This is a genomic window from Azotobacter salinestris, from assembly GCF_009363155.1.
In the GTDB taxonomy this organism is placed as follows: Bacteria; Pseudomonadota; Gammaproteobacteria; order Pseudomonadales; family Pseudomonadaceae; genus Azotobacter; species Azotobacter salinestris.
Window position 1 is genome coordinate 1,985,161 of the sequence record NZ_CP045302.1, and the last position, 21,480, is coordinate 2,006,640.

15 protein-coding genes are annotated in these 21,480 nt (G+C 64.9%); 2 read left to right on the plus strand and 13 right to left on the minus strand.

Annotation, left to right across the window (positions count from 1 at the left end; genetic code table 11):
• Nucleotides 1–94: 94 nt before the first annotated feature.
• The 9 genes from gltB to GCU53_RS09355 form a co-directional block, all read right to left on the minus strand.
• Entirely contained in the window at nucleotides 95–4,540 is a 4,446-nt protein-coding gene (gene gltB / locus GCU53_RS09315; RefSeq protein ID WP_152387365.1) for a glutamate synthase large subunit, read from the minus strand.
• 198 nt (nucleotides 4,541–4,738) lie between these two features.
• Nucleotides 4,739–6,379: an SPOR domain-containing protein gene (locus tag GCU53_RS09320; RefSeq protein ID WP_152387366.1), complete on the minus strand. Its 1,641-nt coding sequence runs from the start codon at nucleotides 6,377–6,379 to the stop codon at nucleotides 4,739–4,741.
• 7 nt (nucleotides 6,380–6,386) lie between these two features.
• Complete coding sequence (gene aroB / locus GCU53_RS09325; protein WP_152387367.1) at nucleotides 6,387–7,490, minus strand: 3-dehydroquinate synthase; 1,104 nt, start codon at nucleotides 7,488–7,490, stop codon at nucleotides 6,387–6,389.
• 51 nt (nucleotides 7,491–7,541) lie between these two features.
• Nucleotides 7,542–8,060 (minus strand): shikimate kinase AroK, encoded by a 519-nt coding sequence (aroK, locus tag GCU53_RS26010; protein WP_152387368.1) that lies wholly within the window; start codon nucleotides 8,058–8,060, stop codon nucleotides 7,542–7,544.
• A 4-nt stretch (nucleotides 8,061–8,064) separates the two neighbouring features.
• On the minus strand, nucleotides 8,065–10,179 hold the full coding sequence (locus tag GCU53_RS09335) for a type IV pilus secretin PilQ (protein WP_167520048.1): 2,115 nt from the start codon (nucleotides 10,177–10,179) through the stop codon (nucleotides 8,065–8,067).
• A gap of 53 nt (nucleotides 10,180–10,232) precedes the next feature.
• Nucleotides 10,233–10,757: a type 4a pilus biogenesis lipoprotein PilP gene (pilP, locus tag GCU53_RS09340; RefSeq protein ID WP_152387370.1), complete on the minus strand. Its 525-nt coding sequence runs from the start codon at nucleotides 10,755–10,757 to the stop codon at nucleotides 10,233–10,235.
• Nucleotides 10,754–11,377 (minus strand): type 4a pilus biogenesis protein PilO, encoded by a 624-nt coding sequence (pilO, locus tag GCU53_RS09345; protein WP_152387371.1) that lies wholly within the window; start codon nucleotides 11,375–11,377, stop codon nucleotides 10,754–10,756. Before pilO ends, pilP begins: the two co-directional genes overlap by 4 nt.
• Nucleotides 11,374–12,030 (minus strand): PilN domain-containing protein, encoded by a 657-nt coding sequence (locus GCU53_RS09350; RefSeq protein ID WP_152387372.1) that lies wholly within the window; start codon nucleotides 12,028–12,030, stop codon nucleotides 11,374–11,376. The genes pilO and GCU53_RS09350 overlap by 4 nt, the downstream gene beginning before the upstream one ends.
• Entirely contained in the window at nucleotides 12,031–13,095 is a 1,065-nt protein-coding gene (locus GCU53_RS09355) for a pilus assembly protein PilM (RefSeq protein WP_152387373.1), read from the minus strand. It lies immediately after the preceding gene.
• 180 nt (nucleotides 13,096–13,275) lie between these two features.
• Between GCU53_RS09355 and GCU53_RS09360 the strand changes: the two genes are divergently transcribed.
• Nucleotides 13,276–15,741: a penicillin-binding protein 1A gene (locus GCU53_RS09360; RefSeq protein ID WP_208845464.1), complete on the plus strand. Its 2,466-nt coding sequence runs from the start codon at nucleotides 13,276–13,278 to the stop codon at nucleotides 15,739–15,741.
• 122 nt (nucleotides 15,742–15,863) lie between these two features.
• Here GCU53_RS09360 and GCU53_RS09365 read toward each other — a convergent pair whose 3' ends face one another.
• The 4 genes from GCU53_RS09365 to rpmE all read right to left on the minus strand — a co-directional run bounded on the left by GCU53_RS09365 (nucleotide 15,864) and on the right by rpmE (nucleotide 19,030).
• Nucleotides 15,864–16,214, minus strand: coding sequence for a transposase domain-containing protein (locus GCU53_RS09365; RefSeq protein WP_152387375.1), 351 nt, complete (start codon nucleotides 16,212–16,214; stop codon nucleotides 15,864–15,866).
• Between the two features lie 96 nt (nucleotides 16,215–16,310).
• Nucleotides 16,311–17,579 (minus strand): malic enzyme-like NAD(P)-binding protein, encoded by a 1,269-nt coding sequence (locus GCU53_RS09370; RefSeq protein WP_152387376.1) that lies wholly within the window; start codon nucleotides 17,577–17,579, stop codon nucleotides 16,311–16,313.
• Between the two features lie 414 nt (nucleotides 17,580–17,993).
• Nucleotides 17,994–18,794 carry a thermonuclease family protein gene (locus tag GCU53_RS09375; RefSeq protein ID WP_208845465.1) on the minus strand — a complete coding sequence of 267 codons (801 nt, stop codon included), beginning with the start codon at nucleotides 18,792–18,794 and terminating at the stop codon, nucleotides 17,994–17,996.
• Nucleotides 18,795–18,817: 23 nt separating this feature from the next.
• Nucleotides 18,818–19,030, minus strand: coding sequence for a 50S ribosomal protein L31 (gene rpmE / locus GCU53_RS09380; protein WP_152387377.1), 213 nt, complete (start codon nucleotides 19,028–19,030; stop codon nucleotides 18,818–18,820).
• A 174-nt stretch (nucleotides 19,031–19,204) separates the two neighbouring features.
• Here rpmE and GCU53_RS09385 point away from each other — a divergent pair, with 174 nt between their 5' ends.
• On the plus strand, nucleotides 19,205–21,424 hold the full coding sequence (locus GCU53_RS09385) for a primosomal protein N' (protein WP_152387378.1): 2,220 nt from the start codon (nucleotides 19,205–19,207) through the stop codon (nucleotides 21,422–21,424).
• The last annotated feature ends 56 nt before the right edge of the window (nucleotides 21,425–21,480 follow it).

Genomic DNA, 21,480 nt, shown 5'->3' on the forward strand with positions numbered 1-21,480 from the left:
TATACAGCGGCTGCGAGCCTCAAGCTGCAGCTGCAAGACACATCAGGATGGGCCGCAACCTCGCGCCCTTGCGCGAGGTTGCGGCCGAAGCTGCTTACTGCGGGTTGGCCCGGGTGCTGGAGAGCAGCGACTGCAGGCTCGCCGCTTTCGGCTTGACCAGCCAGAACATGCGCAGGTAGTCGTCCAGGTTCTCCAGCAGGTGGGCGCCCCACTCACTGCCGGTCTCGGCCACATACTCGGCCAGCACCTGCTGCAGGTGGCTGCGATGGGCCTCCATGGACTCCCCGCTGATCCGCTGCATTTCCACCAGCTCGTGGTTCACCCGATCGACGAAGCCGTTGTCCAGGTCGAGCACATAGGCGAAGCCGCCGGTCATGCCGGAGCCGAAGTTGTAGCCGGTCCGGCCCAGCACGCAGACGAAGCCGCCGGTCATGTATTCGCAGCAGTGGTCGCCGGTGCCCTCCACCACCGCATGGGCGCCGGAGTTGCGCACGGCGAAGCGCTCGCCGGCGGTACCGGCGGCGAACAGCTTGCCGCCGGTGGCGCCGTACAGGCAGGTGTTGCCGAGAATGGCGGAGTCCTGGCTCTTGAACACGCTGCCCTGCGGCGGGGTGATGACCAGCTTGCCGCCGGTCATGCCCTTGCCCACGTAGTCGTTGGCGTCACCCTCCAGGTAGAGGTTCAGACCGCCGGCGTTCCACACGCCGAAGCTCTGCCCCGCGGTGCCCTTGAAGCGGAAGGTGATGGGCTGGTCGACCATGCCCTGGTTGCCGTGGGTCCTGGCGATCTCGCCGGAAACCCGGGCGCCGATGGAGCGGTCGCAGTTGCAGATCTCCAGCGCGAATTCGCCGCCGCCCTTGGCCTGGATCGCCGGCAGGGCCAGCTCGACCATCTTCTCGGCCAAGAGACCCGGGTCGAACGGCGGGTTCTTCTCCACCTCGCAGAACTGCGGCTTGTCGGCCGGGACATGGGCGCTGCCGAGCAGCGGGCTCAGGTCCAGGTGGGCCTGCTTGGCGGTCTCGCCCGGCAGCACCTCGAGCAGATCGGTGCGGCCGATCAGCTCGCCGAGGCTGCGCACGCCCAGCCTGGCCAGCCACTCGCGGGTTTCTTCGGCGACATAGGTGAAGAAGTTCATCACCATCTCCACCGTGCCGATGAAGTGATCCCGGCGCAGCTTGTCGTTCTGGGTGGCCACCCCGGTGGCGCAGTTGTTCAGGTGGCAGATGCGCAGGTACTTGCAGCCCAGGGCGATCATCGGCGCGGTGCCGAAGCCGAAGCTCTCGGCGCCGAGGATGGCCGCCTTGATCACATCGAGGCCGGTCTTCAGGCCGCCGTCGGTCTGCACCCGCACCTTGCCGCGCAGGTCGTTGCCGCGCAGGGTCTGGTGCGCCTCGGCCAGGCCCAGCTCCCAGGGACTGCCGGCATAGCGGATGGAGGTCAGCGGCGATGCGCCGGTACCGCCGTCATAGCCGGAAATGGTGATCAGGTCGGCATAGGCCTTGGCCACACCGGCGGCGATGGTGCCGACGCCCGGCTCGGCCACCAGCTTCACCGAGACCAGTGCCCGCGGGTTGACCTGCTTGAGATCGTAGATCAGCTGCGCCAGGTCCTCGATGGAATAGATGTCGTGGTGCGGCGGCGGCGAGATCAAGGTCACGCCGGGCACCGCATAGCGCAGGCGGGCGATCAGACCGTTGACCTTGCCGCCCGGCAGCTGGCCGCCCTCGCCGGGCTTGGCGCCCTGGGCCACCTTGATCTGCAACACCTCGGCATTGACCAGGTACTCGGGGGTAACCCCGAAGCGGCCGGTGGCCACCTGCTTGATCTTCGAGCTCTTGACGGTGCCGTAGCGTGCCGGGTCCTCGCCGCCCTCGCCGGAGTTGGAGCGCGCACCCAGACGGTTCATCGCCTCGGCCAGGGCCTCGTGTGCTTCCGGCGACAGGGCGCCGAGGGAAATGCCGGCGGAGTCGAAGCGCTTGAGGATGGCCTCCAGCGGCTCGACCTCTTCCAGCGCCAGCGGCTGAGCGGCCTCCCTGACCTTCAGCAGGTCGCGCAGCATCGACACCGGACGCTGGTCGACCAGTGCGCTGTATTCCTTGAACTTGGCGTAGTCACCCTGCTGCACAGCGGCCTGCAGGGTGCTCACCACATCCGGGTTGTAGGCATGGTATTCGCCGCCGTAGACGAACTTCAGCAGACCGCCCTGCTGGATCGGCTTGCGCTTGCTCCAGGACTCGGCGGCCAGCAGCTTCTGCTCGGCCTCCAGGTCGACGAAGCGTGCGCCCTTGATGCGCGAGGCGACGCCACGGAAGCTCAGCTCCACCACCTCGTCGGCGAGACCGACCGCCTCGAACAGCTGGGCGCCACGGTAGGAGGCCACGGTGGAAATGCCCATCTTCGAGAGGATCTTCAGAAGGCCCTTGGAGATACCCTTGCGGTAGTACTTGAACACATCGTCCATGTCGCCCAGCACTTCGCCGGTGCGAATCAGGTCGGCCAGCACCTCGTAGGCGAGGAGCGGATAGACCGCGGTGGCGCCGAAGCCCAGCAGCACGGCGAAATGGTGCGGGTCGCGGGCAGTGGCGGTTTCCACGAGGATGTTGCAGTCGCAGCGCAGGCCCTTCTCGACCAGGCGGTGGTGCACTGCACCGACGGCCAGGGAGGCATGCGCCGGCAGCTTGCCGGGAGCGATATGGCGGTCGGACAGCACCAGCACCACCTTGCCGCCGCGCACCGCCTCCTCGGCCTGGTCGGCGATGTTGCGCACCGCGGCCTCGAGGCCCAGCGACTCGTCGTAGTTGAGGTCGATGAAATGCCGCTCGAAGCCTTCGCGCTCGAGGTTCATGATGCTGCGCCACTTGGCGGGGGAAATCACCGGCGTGGTCAGGATCGCCCGGTTGGCGTGCTCGGCGGTCTCCTCGAAGACGTTGCGCTCGGCCCCCAGGCAGGTCTCCAGGGACATGACGATGGACTCGCGCAGCGGGTCGATCGGCGGGTTGGTGACCTGGGCGAACTGCTGGCGGAAGTAGTCGTAGGGCGAACGCACGCGCTTGGACAGCACGGCCATGGGGGTGTCGTCGCCCATCGAGCCGACCGCTTCCTGGCCCTGCTCGGCGAGCGGGCGCAGCACCTGGTCACGCTCCTCGAAGGTGACCTGGAACATCTTCATGTACTGCTTGAGCTGCTCGGCATCATAGGCCGAAGTACCTTCGCTCTCGTCCAGGTTGGCCTGGATGCGCAGGGCGTTCTGGCGCAGCCACTTCTTGTAGGGGTGACGCGACTTCAGACGGCTGTCGATGTCGTCGGTGTGCAGGACCTCGCCGGTTTCGGTGTCCACGGCGAGGATCTGTCCCGGGCCGACCCGTCCCTTGGCGATGACGTCTTCCGGCGCGTAGTTCCATACACCGATTTCCGAAGCCAGGGTGATGTAGCCGTTCCTGGTGGTCACCCAGCGTGCCGGGCGCAGGCCGTTGCGGTCGAGCAGGCAGACCGCGTAGCGACCGTCGGTCAGCACCACGCCGGCCGGACCGTCCCAGGGCTCCATGTGCATGGAGTTGTATTCGTAGAAGGCGCGCAGGTCGGCGTCCATGGTCTCGACGTTCTGCCAGGCCGGCGGAATGATCATGCGCAGGCCGCGGAACAGGTCCATGCCGCCGGTGACCAGCAGTTCGAGCATGTTGTCCATGCTCGAGGAATCGGAGCCGGTCCGGTTGACCAGTGGCGCCAGGCTTTCCAGATCGGGCAGCAGTTCGTTGGAGAATTTCACGCGGCGCGCCTGGGCCCAGTTGCGGTTGCCGGTAATGGTGTTGATCTCGCCGTTGTGGGCGAGGAAGCGGAACGGCTGGGCCAGCGGCCATCTCGGCAGGGTATTGGTGGAGAAGCGCTGGTGGAACACGCAGATCGCCGTGGCCAGGCGCTCGTCGCCGAGATCCGGATAGAAGCGCGCCAGATCGGCGGGCATCATCAGGCCCTTGTAGATGATGTCCTTGTGCGACAGGCTGCAGACGTAGAAGTCCGGGTCGTCCTTGAGGGCGACTTCGGCGCACCGGCGGGTAAAGAACAGCTTGATGGTGAAGTCCTGGTCGGAAAGACTTTCGCCGGTGACAAATACCTGCTCGATGCGCGGCAGGCGCTCGAGAGCCAGCGGGCCGAGCACCGAGGTATCCACCGGCACTTCGCGCCAGCCCACCAGGCCCAGCCCCTGTGCGACGATCTCCTCGCTCAGGCGTGCACGCGCGGCTTCGGCCTTGCCCGCATCCTGACTGAGGAAGACCATGCCGACCGCGTACTGCCCGGGCAGCTCGGCACCGAAGTGCTCCTGTGCCTTGGTGCGCAGGAAGGCATCCGGTTTCTGCATCAGCAGACCGCACCCGTCGCCGGTCTTGCCGTCGGCGTTGATGCCGCCGCGGTGGGTCATGCAGGTCAGCGCTTCAATGGCAGTTTGCAGCAGGTGATGACTCGCCTCGCCTTGCATGTGGGCAATCAGACCGAAGCCGCAGTTATCCTTGAATTCTTCAGGATGGTACAGACCTGCTTTCATAGACACTCTCACCGGGCAGATTCTTTGCTTTCAAAACGTGCTTGCCTGCGCGACCGGGGTCGCCCTCGACGCCGGACAGACAAAAAGGGCGACTATTGTCGCACACCCGCCTACACACCTCAAACGCTCAAGTCGTTTTCTCGTAGCAGGGTGTCGCGATCTTGAAAGATAAATCGAACCTGTCGTGTTAGAGCGATATCAGCGCACGCCGGCCTCCTGCTGAATGCTGGCGAAGGTGCGAGGCCAGGGCTTGCTGGCCTGCACCGATGCCGGCAGGGTCTTGATCGCCGCCTGCGCTTCGGCGCGGCTGGCGAAACTGCCGTAGGTCACCACGAACAGCGGCTGCCCCTGATGTAGCTTCCGGAAGTAGCGGTAGCCCGCACCCTGGGCTCGCACGAAGGCCTGGGCACTGCTCTCCGAGCGTGTGCCCAGCACCTGCAGGGCATAGCGCGAGGCAGCCTGGCCGCGATACCAGTCGCCCCCCGCCGATGCGCCAGGCTGTGCGGCAGCCGGCGACCGAGAGGCGGGGGCCACTGCCGTCGGAGCCGGCTTCGCGGCGACCGGCGCCGTGGGAGTGGCCGGCGCCGGGGCCGGCACGGCGGGCTTCGCCACGACCCGCGGCGCAGGAGCCGGCGCGGAGGACGTAACGGGCCTCGCGACAGCTGGCGGCTGAGTTGCCGATCCGGACTGGGGAGCCGGCGCCGGCTGCACCACTGCAGGCGCCCTGACCTCAGGCTTCGGCGCAGGCACTGACGGCGTGACCGGCGCAAGCACGGCACTAGTGGTGGCGGCCACGACCGCAGCCGGACCGGCAATACCGATATCCTCGGCGTCCACCTCGCTCGCCGCCTGGGCCAGCGGCTCGCGCAGCACCGGCTGGACTTCACCCGCCGCGGACTGCACGGGCATGGCGCCAGCCGGCCCGGCAGTCGGGGCGCTCGGTGCCTCCGCCGGCGGCTGCTGCGCCACAACCGGTGTCTCGCCTTCCGCTCCACCGTGCATGAACCAGGCCCCAGCCACGGCCATGGCGACCACTGCCATGGCCAGCAGATGCTTTCTCGGCAGCATCAGGCCTGGCGCCTCCTCGTCATCCTCCGCATAGCCGGCCAGCATTTCCTCGTGCAGCAGCTCGCGAGCAAGCCGATTGATCTCTCCCGGCCAGCCACCGGACTCGCGGCGAATCGCCTCGATCTGCTCGTCGCTGAACACCCCGATATCGCTGCCCGCCCCCTCCAGGCGCTGCGCCAGATATTCGCGCGTGTCGTTCAGCGTGTAGGGATTCAGCTGCAGCACATGGAAGCGTTCCTCGCCGCCATCCAGAGACTGCAGGCGCGCCACCAGCTCCGGCTCGCCGAACAGAAACACATGCGGCCGCCCGATATCAGTGCCCGCCGCCAGGGCCAGCAGCGCATCGAGGGCAGCCGTTTCCAGCAGCTCCGCATCGTCCACCAGAAGGTAGAGATCCTGGCCAGCGGCGGCCAACTGCTCCACCTGATCCAGGATCGATTGCTCGTCCGCATGCGCCAGCCCCAGCCCGAGCGCAACCTGCCGCAGCAGACCGTCGACACGCGCCGAGGCCCGCGCAGAAACCACAACGCACAGTACCGTCTGCTTGTTGCTGCTGGCCACCAGCGCCTGCCGGAGAAGCGTCTTGCCACTGCCCAGCGGCCCGCTGACCACCAGCAGCAGGCGGCTGTAGTGGGCAAGATGATGCAACTGGCCGAGCACCTGCTTGCGCTGCGCTGGAAAGAACTTGAATCCCGGCGTACGCGGCGCGAAAGGGTCGTGGCTGAATTGGTAGTAGGTCAGGAGTGCGTCGTCTGCATGCAAACTGGTCATGGCTTTCTCAGTGACTGATCTGTTCCATCAGCGTCCGGTAGTCGGTATCCAGGGTGGCCAGCAAGGCCTCGTGCGGGAAATCCCCGGTCACCACCGCTTCGCCCAGGCGCTTGAGCAGCACCAGCCGCAAGCGACCGCCCAGAACCTTCTTGTCGACGGCCATGTGCCTGAGGAAGTCGTCCGCCGTCATCTCCGCCGGCGGCACCACGGGCAAGCCTGCCCGCTGCAGCAGACGGATGCCGCGATTACGCCCGGCCTCGTCGAGCCAGCCGAGGCGTCGGGACATCTCCAGGGCCATGACGGTCCCCGCAGCCACCGCCTCGCCATGCAGCCACGAACCGTAGCCCATGTGGGTTTCGATGGCATGACCGAAAGTGTGTCCCAGATTCAGGGTGGCGCGCACCCCCGATTCGCGTTCGTCGGCACCGACCACCTGCGCCTTGGCCGCGCAGGAGCGGGCGATGGCCTCGGTCAGGGATGCCGAGTCCAGGGCGCGAAGCGCTTCCATGTGCGATTCCAGCCAGCCGAGGAAAGGCTCGTCACAGATCAGGCCGTACTTGATCACCTCGGCCAGCCCGGCGGACAACTCCCGCTCCGGCAGGGTCGCCAGCGTGGCGGTATCGATCACCACGGCCTTCGGCTGATAGAAGGCACCGATCATGTTCTTGCCCAGCGGGTGATTGATGCCGGTCTTGCCTCCGACCGAGGAGTCCACCTGGGACAGCAAGGTGGTCGGAATCTGGATGAAGTCAACCCCGCGCTGATAGCAGGCCGCAGCAAATCCAGCCATGTCGCCGACGACTCCCCCGCCCAGGGCAATGATGGTAGTGCGCCGGTCGTGCCGGGCCTCGAGCAGGCCGTCGAAAATCTTCTGCAGGGTCTCCCAGTGCTTGAAGGCTTCGCCATCCGGCAGCACGATGGGCGTCAGTTCATGACCGGCCAGAGTCCGGATCAGTTGGTCCAGATAGAGCGGCGCCACGGTTTCGTTGGTGACCACCGCCACCTGACGGCCGGCCAGATGCGGAACGATGCATTCCACCTGGCTCAGCAGACCGGCTCCGATATAGATGGGATAACTGCGCTCGCCGAGATCAACCTGTAACGTCTGCATGAAAGCCCCCGCATTGGAAAGGGCGCTAGAATAGCGCAGTTGCGTGCGGCGTTACCGCGGCGGCAGCGTGTGCAGGCGATCGAGGATTTCTTCCACGACCATGCGCGGCGGGCGCTCGTCGGTCTCCACCACCAGATCGGCGATCTCCCGGTACAAGGGATCCCGGATGAGCATCAGATCGCTCAGCACCCGCCCCGGATCGGCAGCACGCAGCAGCGGACGATTGCGGTCGCGGGAAGTACGCTCCAGCTGCTGGGCAACCGAGGCATGCAGATAGACGATCCGTCCGCCCGCGCGCAGGGCGATGCGATTCTCGGGCCGCAGCACGGCACCGCCACCCGTGGCGAGCACGATGCCGTCGCTGGCGCAAAGCTCTCCAATCATCGCCTGCTCGCGCTCGCGAAATCCCTTCTCTCCTTCCACATCGAAGATCCAGGGAATGTCGGCACCGGTACGCTGTTCGATTTCCTTGTCGGAATCCTTGAACGTCAACCGCAGTTCTTTGGCAAGCAAACGCCCGATGGTACTCTTGCCCGAGCCCATCGGGCCCACGAGGATCACATTTCGCACTGACTCAACGACTCACAGCAATAGCCTGGTTATTAAGAATACGCGGAGTCAGGAAAACAAGCAGCTCGGATTTGCTGTCGGCAACCACGTCGCGGCGGAACAGACGCCCGATGAACGGCAAATCGCCGAGGAAAGGCACCTTGTCCACGGATTTGGCCTGGGTATTGGAGAAGACCCCGCCGATCACGATGGTTTCGCCGTCGCCGATCAGCACCTTGGCATTGACCTCGTTCTTGTTGATCGGCGGCACCCCGTTCAGGGCCTTGGAGAAGTCCGCCTGATCCTTGGTCACCTTCACTTCCATGATGATGCGGTTGTCGGGAGTGATCTGCGGCGTCACCTCCAGCGACAGCGCCGCCTCCTTGAAGGAGGTGCTGGTCGCACCGCTGGAGCTGGCCTCCTGATAGGGGATCTCCTCGCCGGTCAGAATCTTTGCCGTCTCCTTATCCGAGGTGAGCACCTTGGGCTGGGAGATGACCTCGCCGTTGCCGGTCTTCTCCATGGCCGACAGCTGCAGATCGAGGATCAGATGATCGGAGACGAAGCCAATGCCAAGACCGGAGGTGCTGTTCGCAACCCCCATGTCGACGAAGGGGACGGGAGCCACGCCATCCTCCAACGTGAAGTTGCCGACTTTGTCGGTCCCCGGCAGGAACACCTGCCCGTCATCGATCGATTGTGCGCCATCCTTGCCATACAGGCTCCACTGGTCGTTCACGAAACTTCCGCCCCAGCGCACCCCCAAGCTCTTGTCGTAATCGACATTGGCCTCGACGATGCGCGCCTCGATCATCACCTGGCGCACCGGGATATCAAGTTGGGCGACGATCCGCCGCAACTCGTCCAGGCGATCCTGGGTCTGGTAGGCAATGATGTTGTTGGTCCGCTCGTCGACCGTGATGGAGCCACGCTGCTCTCCAACCTCTTCGCCGCTGGTGACCGACTGGAAGAGCTTGGCGATGTCCGCCGCTTTGGCATAGTTCACCTGAACCAGCTCGCGACGGAGGGGAGCCAGCTCGGCGATCTGCTGTTGCGCCTCCAACTCTTGACGCTCGCGTGCCGCGATTTCGTCGGCCGGCGCCACCAGAAGCACGTTGCCGATCTTGCGCTTGTCCAGCCCCTTGGTCTTGAGCACCAGGTCGAGCGCCTGATCCCAAGGCACATTCTGCAGGCGAAGGGTGATATTGCCCTGCACGGTGTCGCTGGCCACCAGGTTGAGATTGGTGAAGTCGGCGATCAACTGCAGAACCGAACGGATATCGATATCCTGGAAATTCAGCGACAGCTTTTCACCGGTATACGCGAAGCGATCGGCACCGGGCCTGACATTACTCTCCTGGGCCTTCGCCTTGACGCTGACGGTCAGTCGATTGTCGGCCTGGTAGACCAGGTAGTCGTACATGCCGGTCGGCTCGATGAGGATACTGGCCTTGCCACCCTGGCTCGAAGCACTCACGAACTGCACGGGTGTGGCGAAATCCTTGACGTCCAGGCGTGCCCGCAGGGACTCCGGCAGCTGCGCCCCCGAAAAATCCAGGCGGATCTTGCCGCCCTGCTCCTGGATATCGGGATTCATGCCTGGGCTCGACAGATCGATGATGACGTTGCCCTCGCCCTGCTCGCCCCGCTGGAAGTCGATGCCCTGAACCGCCTTGCCTGCCGGCACGTAGGGCTTGGCCAGCGGAGCCGAAGCCGCCGCGACCGGTGGCGGCGCAGTGCGGGCCTGCTGGGGCGCGGTGGCCGATTCGCCGATCACCACATAGAGGTTGTTGCCCTCGGCCCGCGTGTTGTAGGGCGACAGTGCAGCCAGGTTGACGATCATCCGGGTGCGTTCGTTCGCCTCGACCAAGGTGACACTGCGGGCGTTGCCGACACCCAGCTCACGGTACTTGGTCCCCAGTTTGTTGGCCACACCGGGCAGATCCAGGGCAATACGGGCCGGCTGCTCGATGGTGTAGCCGCGCGGAGCCGGCACGGGCTCGTCGAATGACAACTTGAGTTCGACCCGATCGCCAGGCAGGGCGGCCACGTCCAGGGCCTTGAGATCGGCCGCCAACAATTCCGGCGACAGCAGGGCAGCCAGGATCGAAATACCGAGACGCGAAAGGGTGCTGTTCATTGACTGGTTCCGTAATGCAGACCGGGGATTTTTCTTCATGCTGGATCCGCCCATCACGAGCGCTCCTTCAACGTGAGACTGCGCGGGCGCTCCAGCCAGCCGCCCTCGCCGTCGGGAACGATTTCCACGACATCGATGGAGGCTTCGTTGATCTTGACGATGCGGCCGTGGTTGCGCCCCAGATAGTCGCCCAACCTCACCCGATGGACGCCGCCTGCCCCGCGCACCAGGGCGTGCATGCCCGCCCCGTTGGAAAGCGTGCCGACCATCTCGAAAACCTCGATGTTGAACCCCTCGAGGTATTGCCTGACCCTGCCTTCGTCCGGCCGAATGTCCTGCGAGCCTCTACGATGGTTGGCCAGATCGATCTTCACCGGCGGCTGGAACGGGCTGCGCATGGCGGCCGCACTGTAGGTGAAGGCCTCATAGGGCTGGAACTCCGGCAGCGGCTCGATCGTTCCCTTGGGCCGTGCACGCACTTCATCCATATAAGCCTGCAAATCCTGAAACTCGCTGCCGACATCGCAACCGGAAAGTCCGACAAGAGCCACAATGCAAACCAGACGGGCAGACTTCATTTGCGCAGCCCCTTGTCGTTATAACGATAAGTCTTGGCCAATATCTTCATGCGCAACTTCGTATTGTCTCCCGAGGCCACGGGCTTTATATCGAAATCATGCAAGGTGACTATGCGCGGAAGGCTGGCGACGCCACTGACAAAAGTGGCGAGATCGTGATAAGTGCCCACTACGGATATTTGAATCGGCAACTCGATATAAAATTGCTGGGCAACTTCCTCGAGAAGTTTGATTTCCTCAAACTCCAGTCCGCTGCCCAAGCCGGTACGGGTGATATCCTCGAGCAGCCCCGGTACTTCGGTATCGCTCGGCAACTGCCGCAACAGGGCACCGAAAGAGGCCTCCATCTCCACCATCTGCTGCCTATAGGCCTCCAGGTTTGCAGCCTGGAAAGCCTTGGTGGAAAACTGCTGTTTCAGGGTTCCCTCTTCGCCTCGCTCCCGCTCTAGCTGGGCCTGCAGATCCTTGAGATGGAAGTTGTATCCCAGCGCCAGAACGGCAATCAGCATCAGCAGGCAGGTAATGACCTTCACTGGAGCCGGCCACGAGCCGAGGTTGTTCAGATCCAGATCGGCCAGGTCGACCTTGCGCAAACTTTCCAGGGACTCGGACAGGCTCATTTCCGCGCTCCTCCTTTTTTCTCCTGCGCACCCTTCGAAGCGGGAACCCCTGCACCGCGCACGGCAGCTGCGGCCTGCGCATGCCCGGCGACCTGCGCAGCATCCTCTCCCGGCTGCACCTGCTGCACTGTCAGCTGGAACACGTTGGCCTGATCGAGGGCCCCGGCCGTCACAGCCTTCACCGCAGTCAGGTTGGGCGCCTCGAGCCATTCCGAGCCGTCCAGGTTGCGCATCAAATTCGAAACCCGGTTGTTGGACTCGGCAGCCCCTTCGATAGCAATGTTCTTGCCGGTCATCTTCAACGAGGTGAAATACACGCCGTCAGGCAAGGTGCGGACCAACTGTTCGAACACCCGGCCGATGATCGGCCGATTGCCCTGCAGGTCCTGGATGATCTTCATCCGCTCCAGCAACTGCTGACGGCGGGTCTTGAGTTCGCTGATCTCCTTGATTCGCGCGTCGAGCACGGCGATCTCCCGACGAATGAAATCGTTGCGCGCACGCTGCGCGTCGATGCTCGCGTTCAGGTACCGGTCACCCAGGAAAACCAGACCACCGGCAGCCAGCAACACTGCCCCCAGCGTGACCAGAAAGCGCTGGCGGCGCTCCTCGCGGAGCTGCTCGCGCCAAGGTAGAAGGTTGATCCGCGCCATCTAATCGAAACTCCTCATCGCCAGACCGCAGGCAACCATCATGGCCGGAGCGTCGCTGGCCAGAGCCGCTGCACTCACCTTGGGGCTCAGCGTCATCTCGGCAAACGGATTGGCCACCAGGGTCTTGGTACCGGTCTTCTGCTGGATCAACTGATCAAGCCCCGGCAGGGAAGAGGTCCCACCCGCCAGCAGGATGTAGTCGACCTGGTTGTGCTGGCCCGCCGCAAAAAAGAACTGCAGCGAACGGGACACCTGCTGTACGACGGCTTCCTTGAACGGCTGCAGAACCTCACTGTCGTAGTCTTCCGGAAGTCCGCCTTTTTTCTTGGCCAGACCGGCTTCGGCCACGGACAGCCCATAACGGCGCTGGATTTCGTCGGTGAGCTGCCTGCCGCCAAACAACTGCTCACGGGTATAGAGGGTGCGACCGTCATGCAATACGCTGAGCGTCATCATGGTCGCGCCGATATCCACGACGGCCACGATCAGCCCCGCCGGATCGCCGCCCAGTTGATTGACCAGCAGCCCGCACGCACGCTCCATGGCATAAGCCTCGACATCAACGACCTTGGCCGTCAGGCCGGCCAGTGCCAGCACTGCCTCGCGGGCTTCGACGTTTTCCTTGCGACAGGCGGCGAGCAGCACCTCGACCCGGCCGGGGCTGCGCGGCAGCACCCCCTGGACTTCGAAGTCGATCGCCACTTCCTCGAGGGGATAGGGAATGTATTGGTCGGCCTCAAGCTTCAGCTGGGTTTCCATTTCCTCTTCGGAAAGCCCGGCATCCATCTCGACAGTCTTGGTGATCACTACGGAGCCGGCCACGGCCACCGCTGCATTCTTGGTTCCGGTCTTGGCCTTGGCCAGTACCTTGCTCAAGGTCTGGCCGACACCATCGAGATCGGCGATATTCTTCTCGACGACGGCATTGGCAGGAAGCGGCTCGACGGCATAGGCCTCCACCCGGTAACGATTACCCGAACGACTCAATTCGATAAGCTTGACCGTGGTCGAACTAATATCGATCCCCAGTAATGAACCCGCTTTCTTGTTGAAGAGCCCTAGCACAACCAATTTCCTTGCTGTATCCGTAACTTACGGACAATTTATGTAATGACGCATTAGATAACAGGCTTGACAGAAGCGTAAATGGCTATCCCGCAGAAAAAACGCATATAATGTGACCGGCTTTTCGCTTTTCGCCTTGCCCGAACTTCTGTCCTTCTTTCATCTGGAAACCCCGCCGCCTTGATGCGTTTGCTTAAATTCTTCGGCTGGACCTTCGTCGCCATTTTCAGCAGCCTGCTGCTCGGCCTGAGCGGAGCCTTTCTCTATCTGGGACCCAACCTTCCGTCGGCCGAATCGCTGCGCACCATCCAGCTGCAAATCCCCCTGCGGATATACAGCAGCGATGCCAAGCTGATTGCGGAATTCGGCGAGATGCGCCGCACCCCCATCCGCTACGCAGAAATCCCCCCGGACTTCATCCATGCCCTGCTGGCTGCGGAGGACGACAATTTCGCCAGCCATTATGGCGTCGACCTTGCGAGCCTAATGCGCGCTGCCACGCAATTATTGAGCAGCGGGCATATTCAGACCGGGGGCAGCACCATCACCATGCAGGTGGCGAAGAATTTCTTCCTGACCAGCGAGCGGAGCTTTTCGCGCAAGGTCAACGAAATCCTGCTCGCCCTGCAGATCGAGCGGGAGCTCAGCAAGGAGGAAATCCTCGAGCTCTACGTCAACAAGATCTACCTCGGCAACCGCGCCTATGGCATCGAGGCAGCGGCCCAGGTCTACTACGGCAAGTCCATTCGCGAACTGAGCCTGGCGCAGATGGCGATGATCGCCGGCTTGCCGAAAGCCCCGTCGCGCTTCAATCCCCTGGCCAACCCGGCACGCAGCAAGGAGCGGCGCGACTGGATCCTCGGGCGCATGTACAAGCTTGGGCACATCGACGAGACTCGTTACCTGCAAGCCCTCGCAGAACCGGCGGACGCGAGCTATCACGTTCCCGCTCCGGAGCTGAACGCCCCCTATATCGCCGAACTGGCCCGTGCCGAGCTGGTCGGCCGTTACGGCAGCGACGCCTATACCGAGGGGTTCCGGGTTACCACCACGACTCCCAGCGACCTGCAGGAAGCGGCCAACAGCGCCGTTCGCCAGGGGCTGCTCGACTACGATCGGCGCCACGGCTACCGAGGCCCCGAGGCCCACCTGCCCGGCACGAGCAGAAGCGCCTGGCTGGACGAGCTGGACAAGCAGCGCAGCATCAACGGTCTCGAGCCCGCCGTCGTCACCCAGGTCGGCAGCAACGCCATCCAGGCCCTGATGCGCAACGGCGACGAGGAAACGGTGCGCTGGGAAAGCATGAGCTGGGCCCGGCCCTTCGTCAGCGCCGACAGCATGGGACCCAGACCGCAGAACCCGGGTCAGGTGGTCAAGGTTGGAGACCTGATTCGCGTCATGCGTCAGGAGGATGGCAGCCTGGCCTTCAGTCAGATTCCTGCCGCCCAGAGCGCCCTGATCTCCCTGGACCCGCGAAACGGCGCGATTCGCGCCCTGGTCGGAGGCTTCTCCTTCGAGCAGAGCAACTACAACCGCGCCGCCCAGGCCAAGCGGCAACCCGGCTCGAGCTTCAAGCCCTTCATCTACAGTGCAGCCCTGGACCGCGGCTTTACCGCCGCCAGTCTGATCAACGACGCCCCGATCGTCTTTGTCGATCCGTATCTGGATACGGTCTGGCGCCCCAAGAACGATACCAACACTTTTCTCGGCCCGATCCGCTTGCGCGAAGCCCTGTACAAGTCGCGCAACCTGGTATCGATTCGCCTGCTGCAAAGCATCGGCATCGACTACACCCTGGATTACATCGGCCGCTTCGGCTTCGACAAGCGCGACCTGCCACGCAACCTGTCCCTGGCGCTCGGCACGGCCAACTTGACCCCGCTGGAAATCGCCGCCGGCTGGAGCACCTTCGCCAATGGCGGCTACCGCATCCAGCCCTACCTGATCGAGCGCATCGAGGACCGCGACGGCAAGCTTCTGTATCAGGCCAACCCGCCTCGCACTCCGGCAGAGGAGCCGGCACCGGCCGCCTTCACCAGCCCCCCGATCATCACCGAGGGCGCACAGCTCGTTACCACCGCCGATGCCTCTTCCGAGGCGGTCCAACCAGCCCCGCCCACGCGGCTCCCGCCCCCCCCCGAGCCGATCGTCGCGGAGCGCATCGTCGATGCCCGTACCACCTACATCATGACCAGCATGCTGCAAGATGTGATCAAGCGCGGCACTGCCCGCCGCGCCCTGGAGATGGGGCGCAGCGACCTGGCCGGCAAGACCGGGACCACCAACGAGTCCAAGGACAGCTGGTTCTCCGGCTACAACGCCGACTACGTCACCACCGTCTGGGCCGGTTTCGACCAGCCGGAAAGCCTGGGCAGCCATGAATACGGCAGCACCGTGGCCTTGCCGATCTGGATGAACTTCATGAGCGCAGCCCTGAAGGACAAGCCGCCGCACCTGCAGGCCGAGCCCGAAGGGCTACTGACCCTGCGCATCAACCCCGGCAGCGGTCGCATCGCTTCGCCCGGCACCCCCGGCGCCGTCTTCGAGCTGTTCAAGAACGAAGCCCCGCCGCCTATGGCCAGCGAGGAGGAGTCCGGTCCGGGCACACTGGCGAAAGAATCCGCACCGCCGATCGACCTGTTCTGACCCTCAAAAGAAATTCCCGCCTTAAGCCAAGGCCAGTCAGTTAAGCTGACTAAGCTGACTGGCATTTTTCTTTCTGGGGATACTTATTCGAACATGGTTTCGCGACGCGCGAATAGTGCCGCTCATGCCTGAGCGGCAGCATGAAGTGGCGAGCCTGCGCCCGGAGTTCCATCAGCCGCTGCGGGATCGTGCCTGGCATCAGGCCGTTGCCCTCGGATAATCCCGGCTGTTGCACGATCAGCCAGCTGGGCTCGCCCCCTGAACAGGGCCATCCCGACGACCAGCCAGACGATACGCTCGGCCGGCAAGCGCCGGCAGCGCAAGGAAACCGTGCCGGTCAGTGTCAATGCCTCCTCGATCCAGGCAGGGTCGATCGACAGGACGAAACACTCGAACGAGGCGGGATTGAGTTCCATGTCCTGCTGGAGTACTTGCTGAAGGAGCATAAAAGAAACAGGCTCATGGGAATCCATGAGCCTGTTTCCATCGTTTTATCCTGCAAGGTCAATGCCTTGACTGACGGGCATTCGCCTTAAGCGGGGTTTCTTTTGGACCAGGCAGAGTCTCGCTCAGCTGTTGAACACCGCCTCCACCGACTGCAGCGGATAGTGCTTCGGATACGGCAGGGAGGCCACGCCGCTCTCGATGGCGGCGCGGGCCACGGCGTCGGACACCATGGTGATCAGCCGCGGGTCCATGGGCTTGGGAATGATGTAGTCGCGGCCGAACTCCAGCCCCGACACCCCGTAGGCCTCGCACACCTCCCTGGGCACCGGCAGCTTGGCCAGCTCGCGCAGGGCATGCGCCGCGGCGATCTTCATCTCCTCGTTGATGCGGGTGGCGCGCACGTCCAGGGCGCCGCGGAAGATGAAGGGGAAGCCCAGCACGTTGTTGACCTGGTTCGGGTAGTCGGAACGCCCGGTGGCCATGATCACGTCGCCGCGCGTGGCATGCGCCAGCTCCGGCCGGATCTCCGGGTCGGGGTTGGAGCAGGCGAAGACGATCGGGTTCGGCGCCATGCGCAGCAGGTCTTCCGGACTCAGCAGGTTGGCCCCGGACAGGCCGACGAACACGTCGGCGCCGTCGAGCGCGTCGGACAGGGTGCGCTTGTCGGTCTCGTGGGCGAACACCGCCTTGTACTGGTTCAAGTCGTCGCGTCCGGCATGGATGACCCCCTGGCGGTCGACCATGTGGATGTTCTCCACCCTGGCCCCCAGGCTGATCAGCAGGCGCATGCAGGAGATAGCCGCGGCGCCGGCGCCGAGGCAGGCGATCCTGGCATCGGCCAGGGTCTTGCCGGCGATCTCCAGGGCATTGAGCATGCCCGCCGCGGTGACGATGGCGGTGCCGTGCTGGTCGTCGTGGAACACCGGGATGTCGCACTGCTCGATCAGCGCCCGCTCGATCTCGAAGCACTCGGGCGCCTTGATGTCCTCCAGGTTGATGCCGCCGAAGGTCACGGAGATGCGCTTGACGGTGTCGATGAAGGCCTGCGGGCTCTCGGCATCCACCTCGATGTCGAACACATCGATCCCGGCGAAGCGCTTGAACAGCACGCCCTTGCCTTCCATGACCGGCTTGGAGGCCAGCGGGCCGAGGTTGCCCAGGCCGAGGATCGCGGTGCCGTCGGAGATGACGGCGACCAGGTTGCCCTTGCCGGTATAGCGGTAGGCCAGTTCGGGATCGCGAGCGATTTCCCGCACCGGCTCGGCGACGCCGGGGCTGTAGGCCAGCGACAGATCGCGGGCGGTCTGGGTGGGTTTGGTCAGTTCCACGCTCAGCTTTCCGGGACGCGGCTGGGCGTGATATTCGAGGGCGGCGGTCTTGAGATCAGACATAATTATTAGTTTCCGTTTTTATAGTGTTGCAACTTGCTGAATGAGCATACGGCAAGACAACAAGCACCAACAATAGCACTCAACGCCGCATGTCAAGATCCCTGACGCCCGACTTTTAGCCAATTTCCGACCTGTCTCAAGGAGAGCATGGACGCTTGTCCAGATCGGCCATCGAGGCTTGTCAAATACTGCGATATGGCCGGACACGGCCACCAACGCCAGCGGGCGACAGACGAAAAGGCGCTGCTCCTCTCCAACCGATACAGATAGGGCAGAACGATCTGCGCATTTACCCTGGCTCGACAGCCGCTGATCTCCATGGGCGAGAACCCACCGGCAGCGACAGGCGGTTTCGACAGCCCGCATGACGAAAGATCCAGCAGCGACCGGCCGAGTACCAGAGCCCGGCAAGCCTCATGGAAGCACGTCGAGCATGAACGGATGGGTCAGAGGCAGCATCCAGCGTGCCTGCTCCTTGTCCACTTGCCCCTGACGGGCGCGATCGACCACCCAGCCTCGCGTCTCGACCCTTCGTCCCGGCAGGCGCTGCAGGGCGGCCAGATCGAACAGGCGGAGCAGCTTCGGCTCGACACGCAGGACCAAGCCCCCCTCCAGCTCGATCCACAGGCCACCGCCATTGCGTTCGACCCCGCCGACCCGTGCGCGGATCAGGGCGAAGCCACCGCGCCGCAGCTGCTCCGGTCGCTGCCATGCCGGCTGCCGCCAGAGTCCTGCGCCGGCTGCCCGCGCCCGGCGCTCGGCCTGCCTCAGGCAATCGGCAAGCGCCGCGTTCGGCGCCACCGCCACCTGGTAGCCGAGCCCCTCGGCCAGCAGTTGCGCCTCCCAGCTGCGGCCATGCGCATCATAGGCATGAGCCAGGAGGCGGCCATGGCGATCCCTGGCCTGACGCCCCGGCAGCAGGTCGACCCGCCCGCCGTTGGCCGTCACCAGTTGCCGAAGGCGCTCGCGCGCCGCCTCGGCAAAGGGCTCGGCAGGCTGCTCACGGCGTGCACGCTCCGGCGTATTCACACCGATCAGGCGCACACGCCGGCCGTCGGCGAGGTGCAGGGTATCGCCGTCTATCACACGCTCCACGCGGGCAGTCGACAGCTTGTCCGGCGCCGGGCATAGCGCCTGTGCAGGCAGACCCCAGGCGACGGAAACGAAAAAGGCGCCCGCGAGGGGCGCCTTTTTCAGCAGCGCGAAACAGCGCATCAGGCCTCCCTGGCCATCGGTGCTTACTTGGAGCCGAACACACCGAAACGCTGCTTGAAACGATCGATACGGCCGCCGGTGTCGAGCACCTTCTGCTTGCCGGTATAGAACGGGTGGCACTCGGAGCACACGTCGATGCTGATGCTCTTGCCCAGGGTGGAGCGGGTCTTGATCACGTTCCCGCAGCTGCAGGTCGCCTCGATCTCGACGTAATTCGGATGGATATCGGCTTTCATGGAAAAGTCCTCGACTCTGGCGTACCGCCACCCGACCCAATGTCGGGCACCGTACGAAAACAGGCGCCGGATGATACCAGAGCACTGCGGCGATGCAAGCACGCAAGACCAGGCGGTCGCCGTCCCGGCTTCGCCGCCTGCTAAGATCGTCGCTCTCCGTCAAGGACTGCCCGCGTGCCTGCTCCGATCCTCCGCCTCGCCTTGCCCTCGCCACTGCGCCGCCTGTTCGACTACCGCGCACCGCCCGGCGTGCCGGCCGCCCTCCTGCAGCCGGGCGTACGCCTGCGCGTGCCGTTTGGCCGGCGTGAGGTGGTCGGCGTGCTGGTCGAACTGAGCGAGCGCAGCGAAGTACCGGCCGACAAGCTGAAGGCTGCCCTCGAACTTCTCGATCCCGGCCCGCCACTGCCGCAAAGTCTGCTCAGGTTGTGCCAGTGGACGGCCCACTACTATCAGCACAGCCTCGGCGACACCTTCGGCTGGGCCCTGCCGGCGCTGCTGCGCCAGGGCGAGCCGGCCGAGCAGCGCCAGGAGCGCTGGTGGCATCTGGCCGAAGGCGCGCACCCGGACGACCCGCGCCTGGCCCGTGCACCTCGCCAGCGCGAAGCCCTGCAGACTCTCGCCCAGCATCCCCATGGCGTACCCCAGGCCTTGCTCGGCAAGCTGCAACTGAACAAGGCCAGCCTCGACCTGCTGCTGGCCAAAGGCCTGCTGCGTACCGAGATACGCCAGCATGCGCCCCGCGAACGGCACGGCAGTTGGCTGCTCCAGGCCGAACTGGCGCTGAACGACGAACAGCGCGGGGCCGTCGAGGCGGTGCGCGCCGGCTTCGGCGGCTTCAATGCCTTTCTGCTGGCCGGCGTCACCGGCAGCGGCAAGACCGAGGTCTATCTGCAGTTGATCCACCAGGTGCTGGAGGCCGGGCGACAGGCACTGGTCCTGATCCCGGAAATCAACCTCGGTCCGCAGACACTGGAGCGCTTCACCCGCCGCTTCAACGCGCGGATCGCCCTGCTCCACTCCGGCATCGGCGACCGCGAGCGCCTGGACGCCTGGCTGGCAGCTCGCGACGGCGAGGCGGACATCGTCATCGGCACCCGCTCGGCACTCTTCACCCCGCTCAAGCACCCTGGCCTGATCATCGTCGACGAGGAGCACGACGCGTCCTATAAACAGCAGGAAGGCCTGCGCTACCATGCCCGCGACCTGGCCGTGGTTCGCGCCCGGCTGGAGGAGATCCCGCTCCTGCTCGGCTCCGCCACGCCCTCTCTGGAAAGCCTGCACAACGCCCACACCGGCCGCTACGCCCTGCTCCAGCTCCGCCAGCGCGCCGGCCACGCCCGCCCACCGCGCTTTTTGCGCCTGGACGTGAAGAGCCGGCCGCTCGACGGCGGAATCTCCCCACCCCTGCAGCAGGCGATCGCCCGCACGCTCGCCGCCGGCCAGCAGGTGCTGGTGTTCCTCAACCGTCGCGGCTTCGCGCCGACCCTGCTGTGCCACGACTGCGGCTGGATCGCCCAATGCCCGCGCTGCGATGCGCGCATGACCCTGCACCAGCGCCAGCGCGAACTGCGCTGCCACCACTGCGGCCACGCGGAACGCCAGCCGATGGCCTGCCCGCAGTGCGCCCGGGTCGACCTGCGCCCGGTCGGCGTCGGCACCGAGCGTACCGAGGAGCGTCTGAGTATCCTGTTTCCGGATTACCCGGTGCTGCGCATCGACCGCGACAGCACCGCACGCAAGGAGGCGCTGCCCAGGCTGCTCGCCGCCATCCATCGCGGCGAGCCCTGCCTGCTGGTCGGCACGCAGATGATCGCCAAGGGGCATCACTTTCCGCGGGTCACCCTGGTGGCGATCCTCGATGCCGACGGTGGCCTGTTCTCCGCCGACTTCCGCGCCAGCGAACGCATGGCCCAACTGATCGTGCAGGTCGCCGGGCGCGCCGGGCGAGCCGAGGAGCCGGGCACGGTGATCATCCAGACCCATCTGGCAGACCACCCGCTGCTGGTCCAACTGGCCGAACAGGGCTACCTGGCCTTCGCCGAGCAGGCCCTCGAGGAACGCCGCGCCGCCGGCCTGCCTCCCTTCACCCATCTCGCCCTGCTGCGTGCCGAGGCGCACCGGCCGGGGCAGGCCGAAGGCTTTCTCGAACAGGCTGCCGACGAAGCCCAGCACCTGCTCGACGCCCTGCCGCTCTCCGGCCTCGAGCTGCTCGGCCCGGTCCCGGCGCCGATGGAGCGCCGCGCCGGCCGCCATCGCGCCCAGCTGCTGTTGCAGGCGACCAGCCGTGCGCCACTGCGCCGACTGCTCGGCCCATGGCTGGCGGCCCTCGAACGACTGCCCGGCGCCCGTACGGTGCGCTGGTCGCTGGATGTCGACCCGATCGACCTGTACTGAGCCGCCACGGCCGGCACCGGCCGCTTCGCCTGCCGATCGCGGTGCCTGCCCCCAGG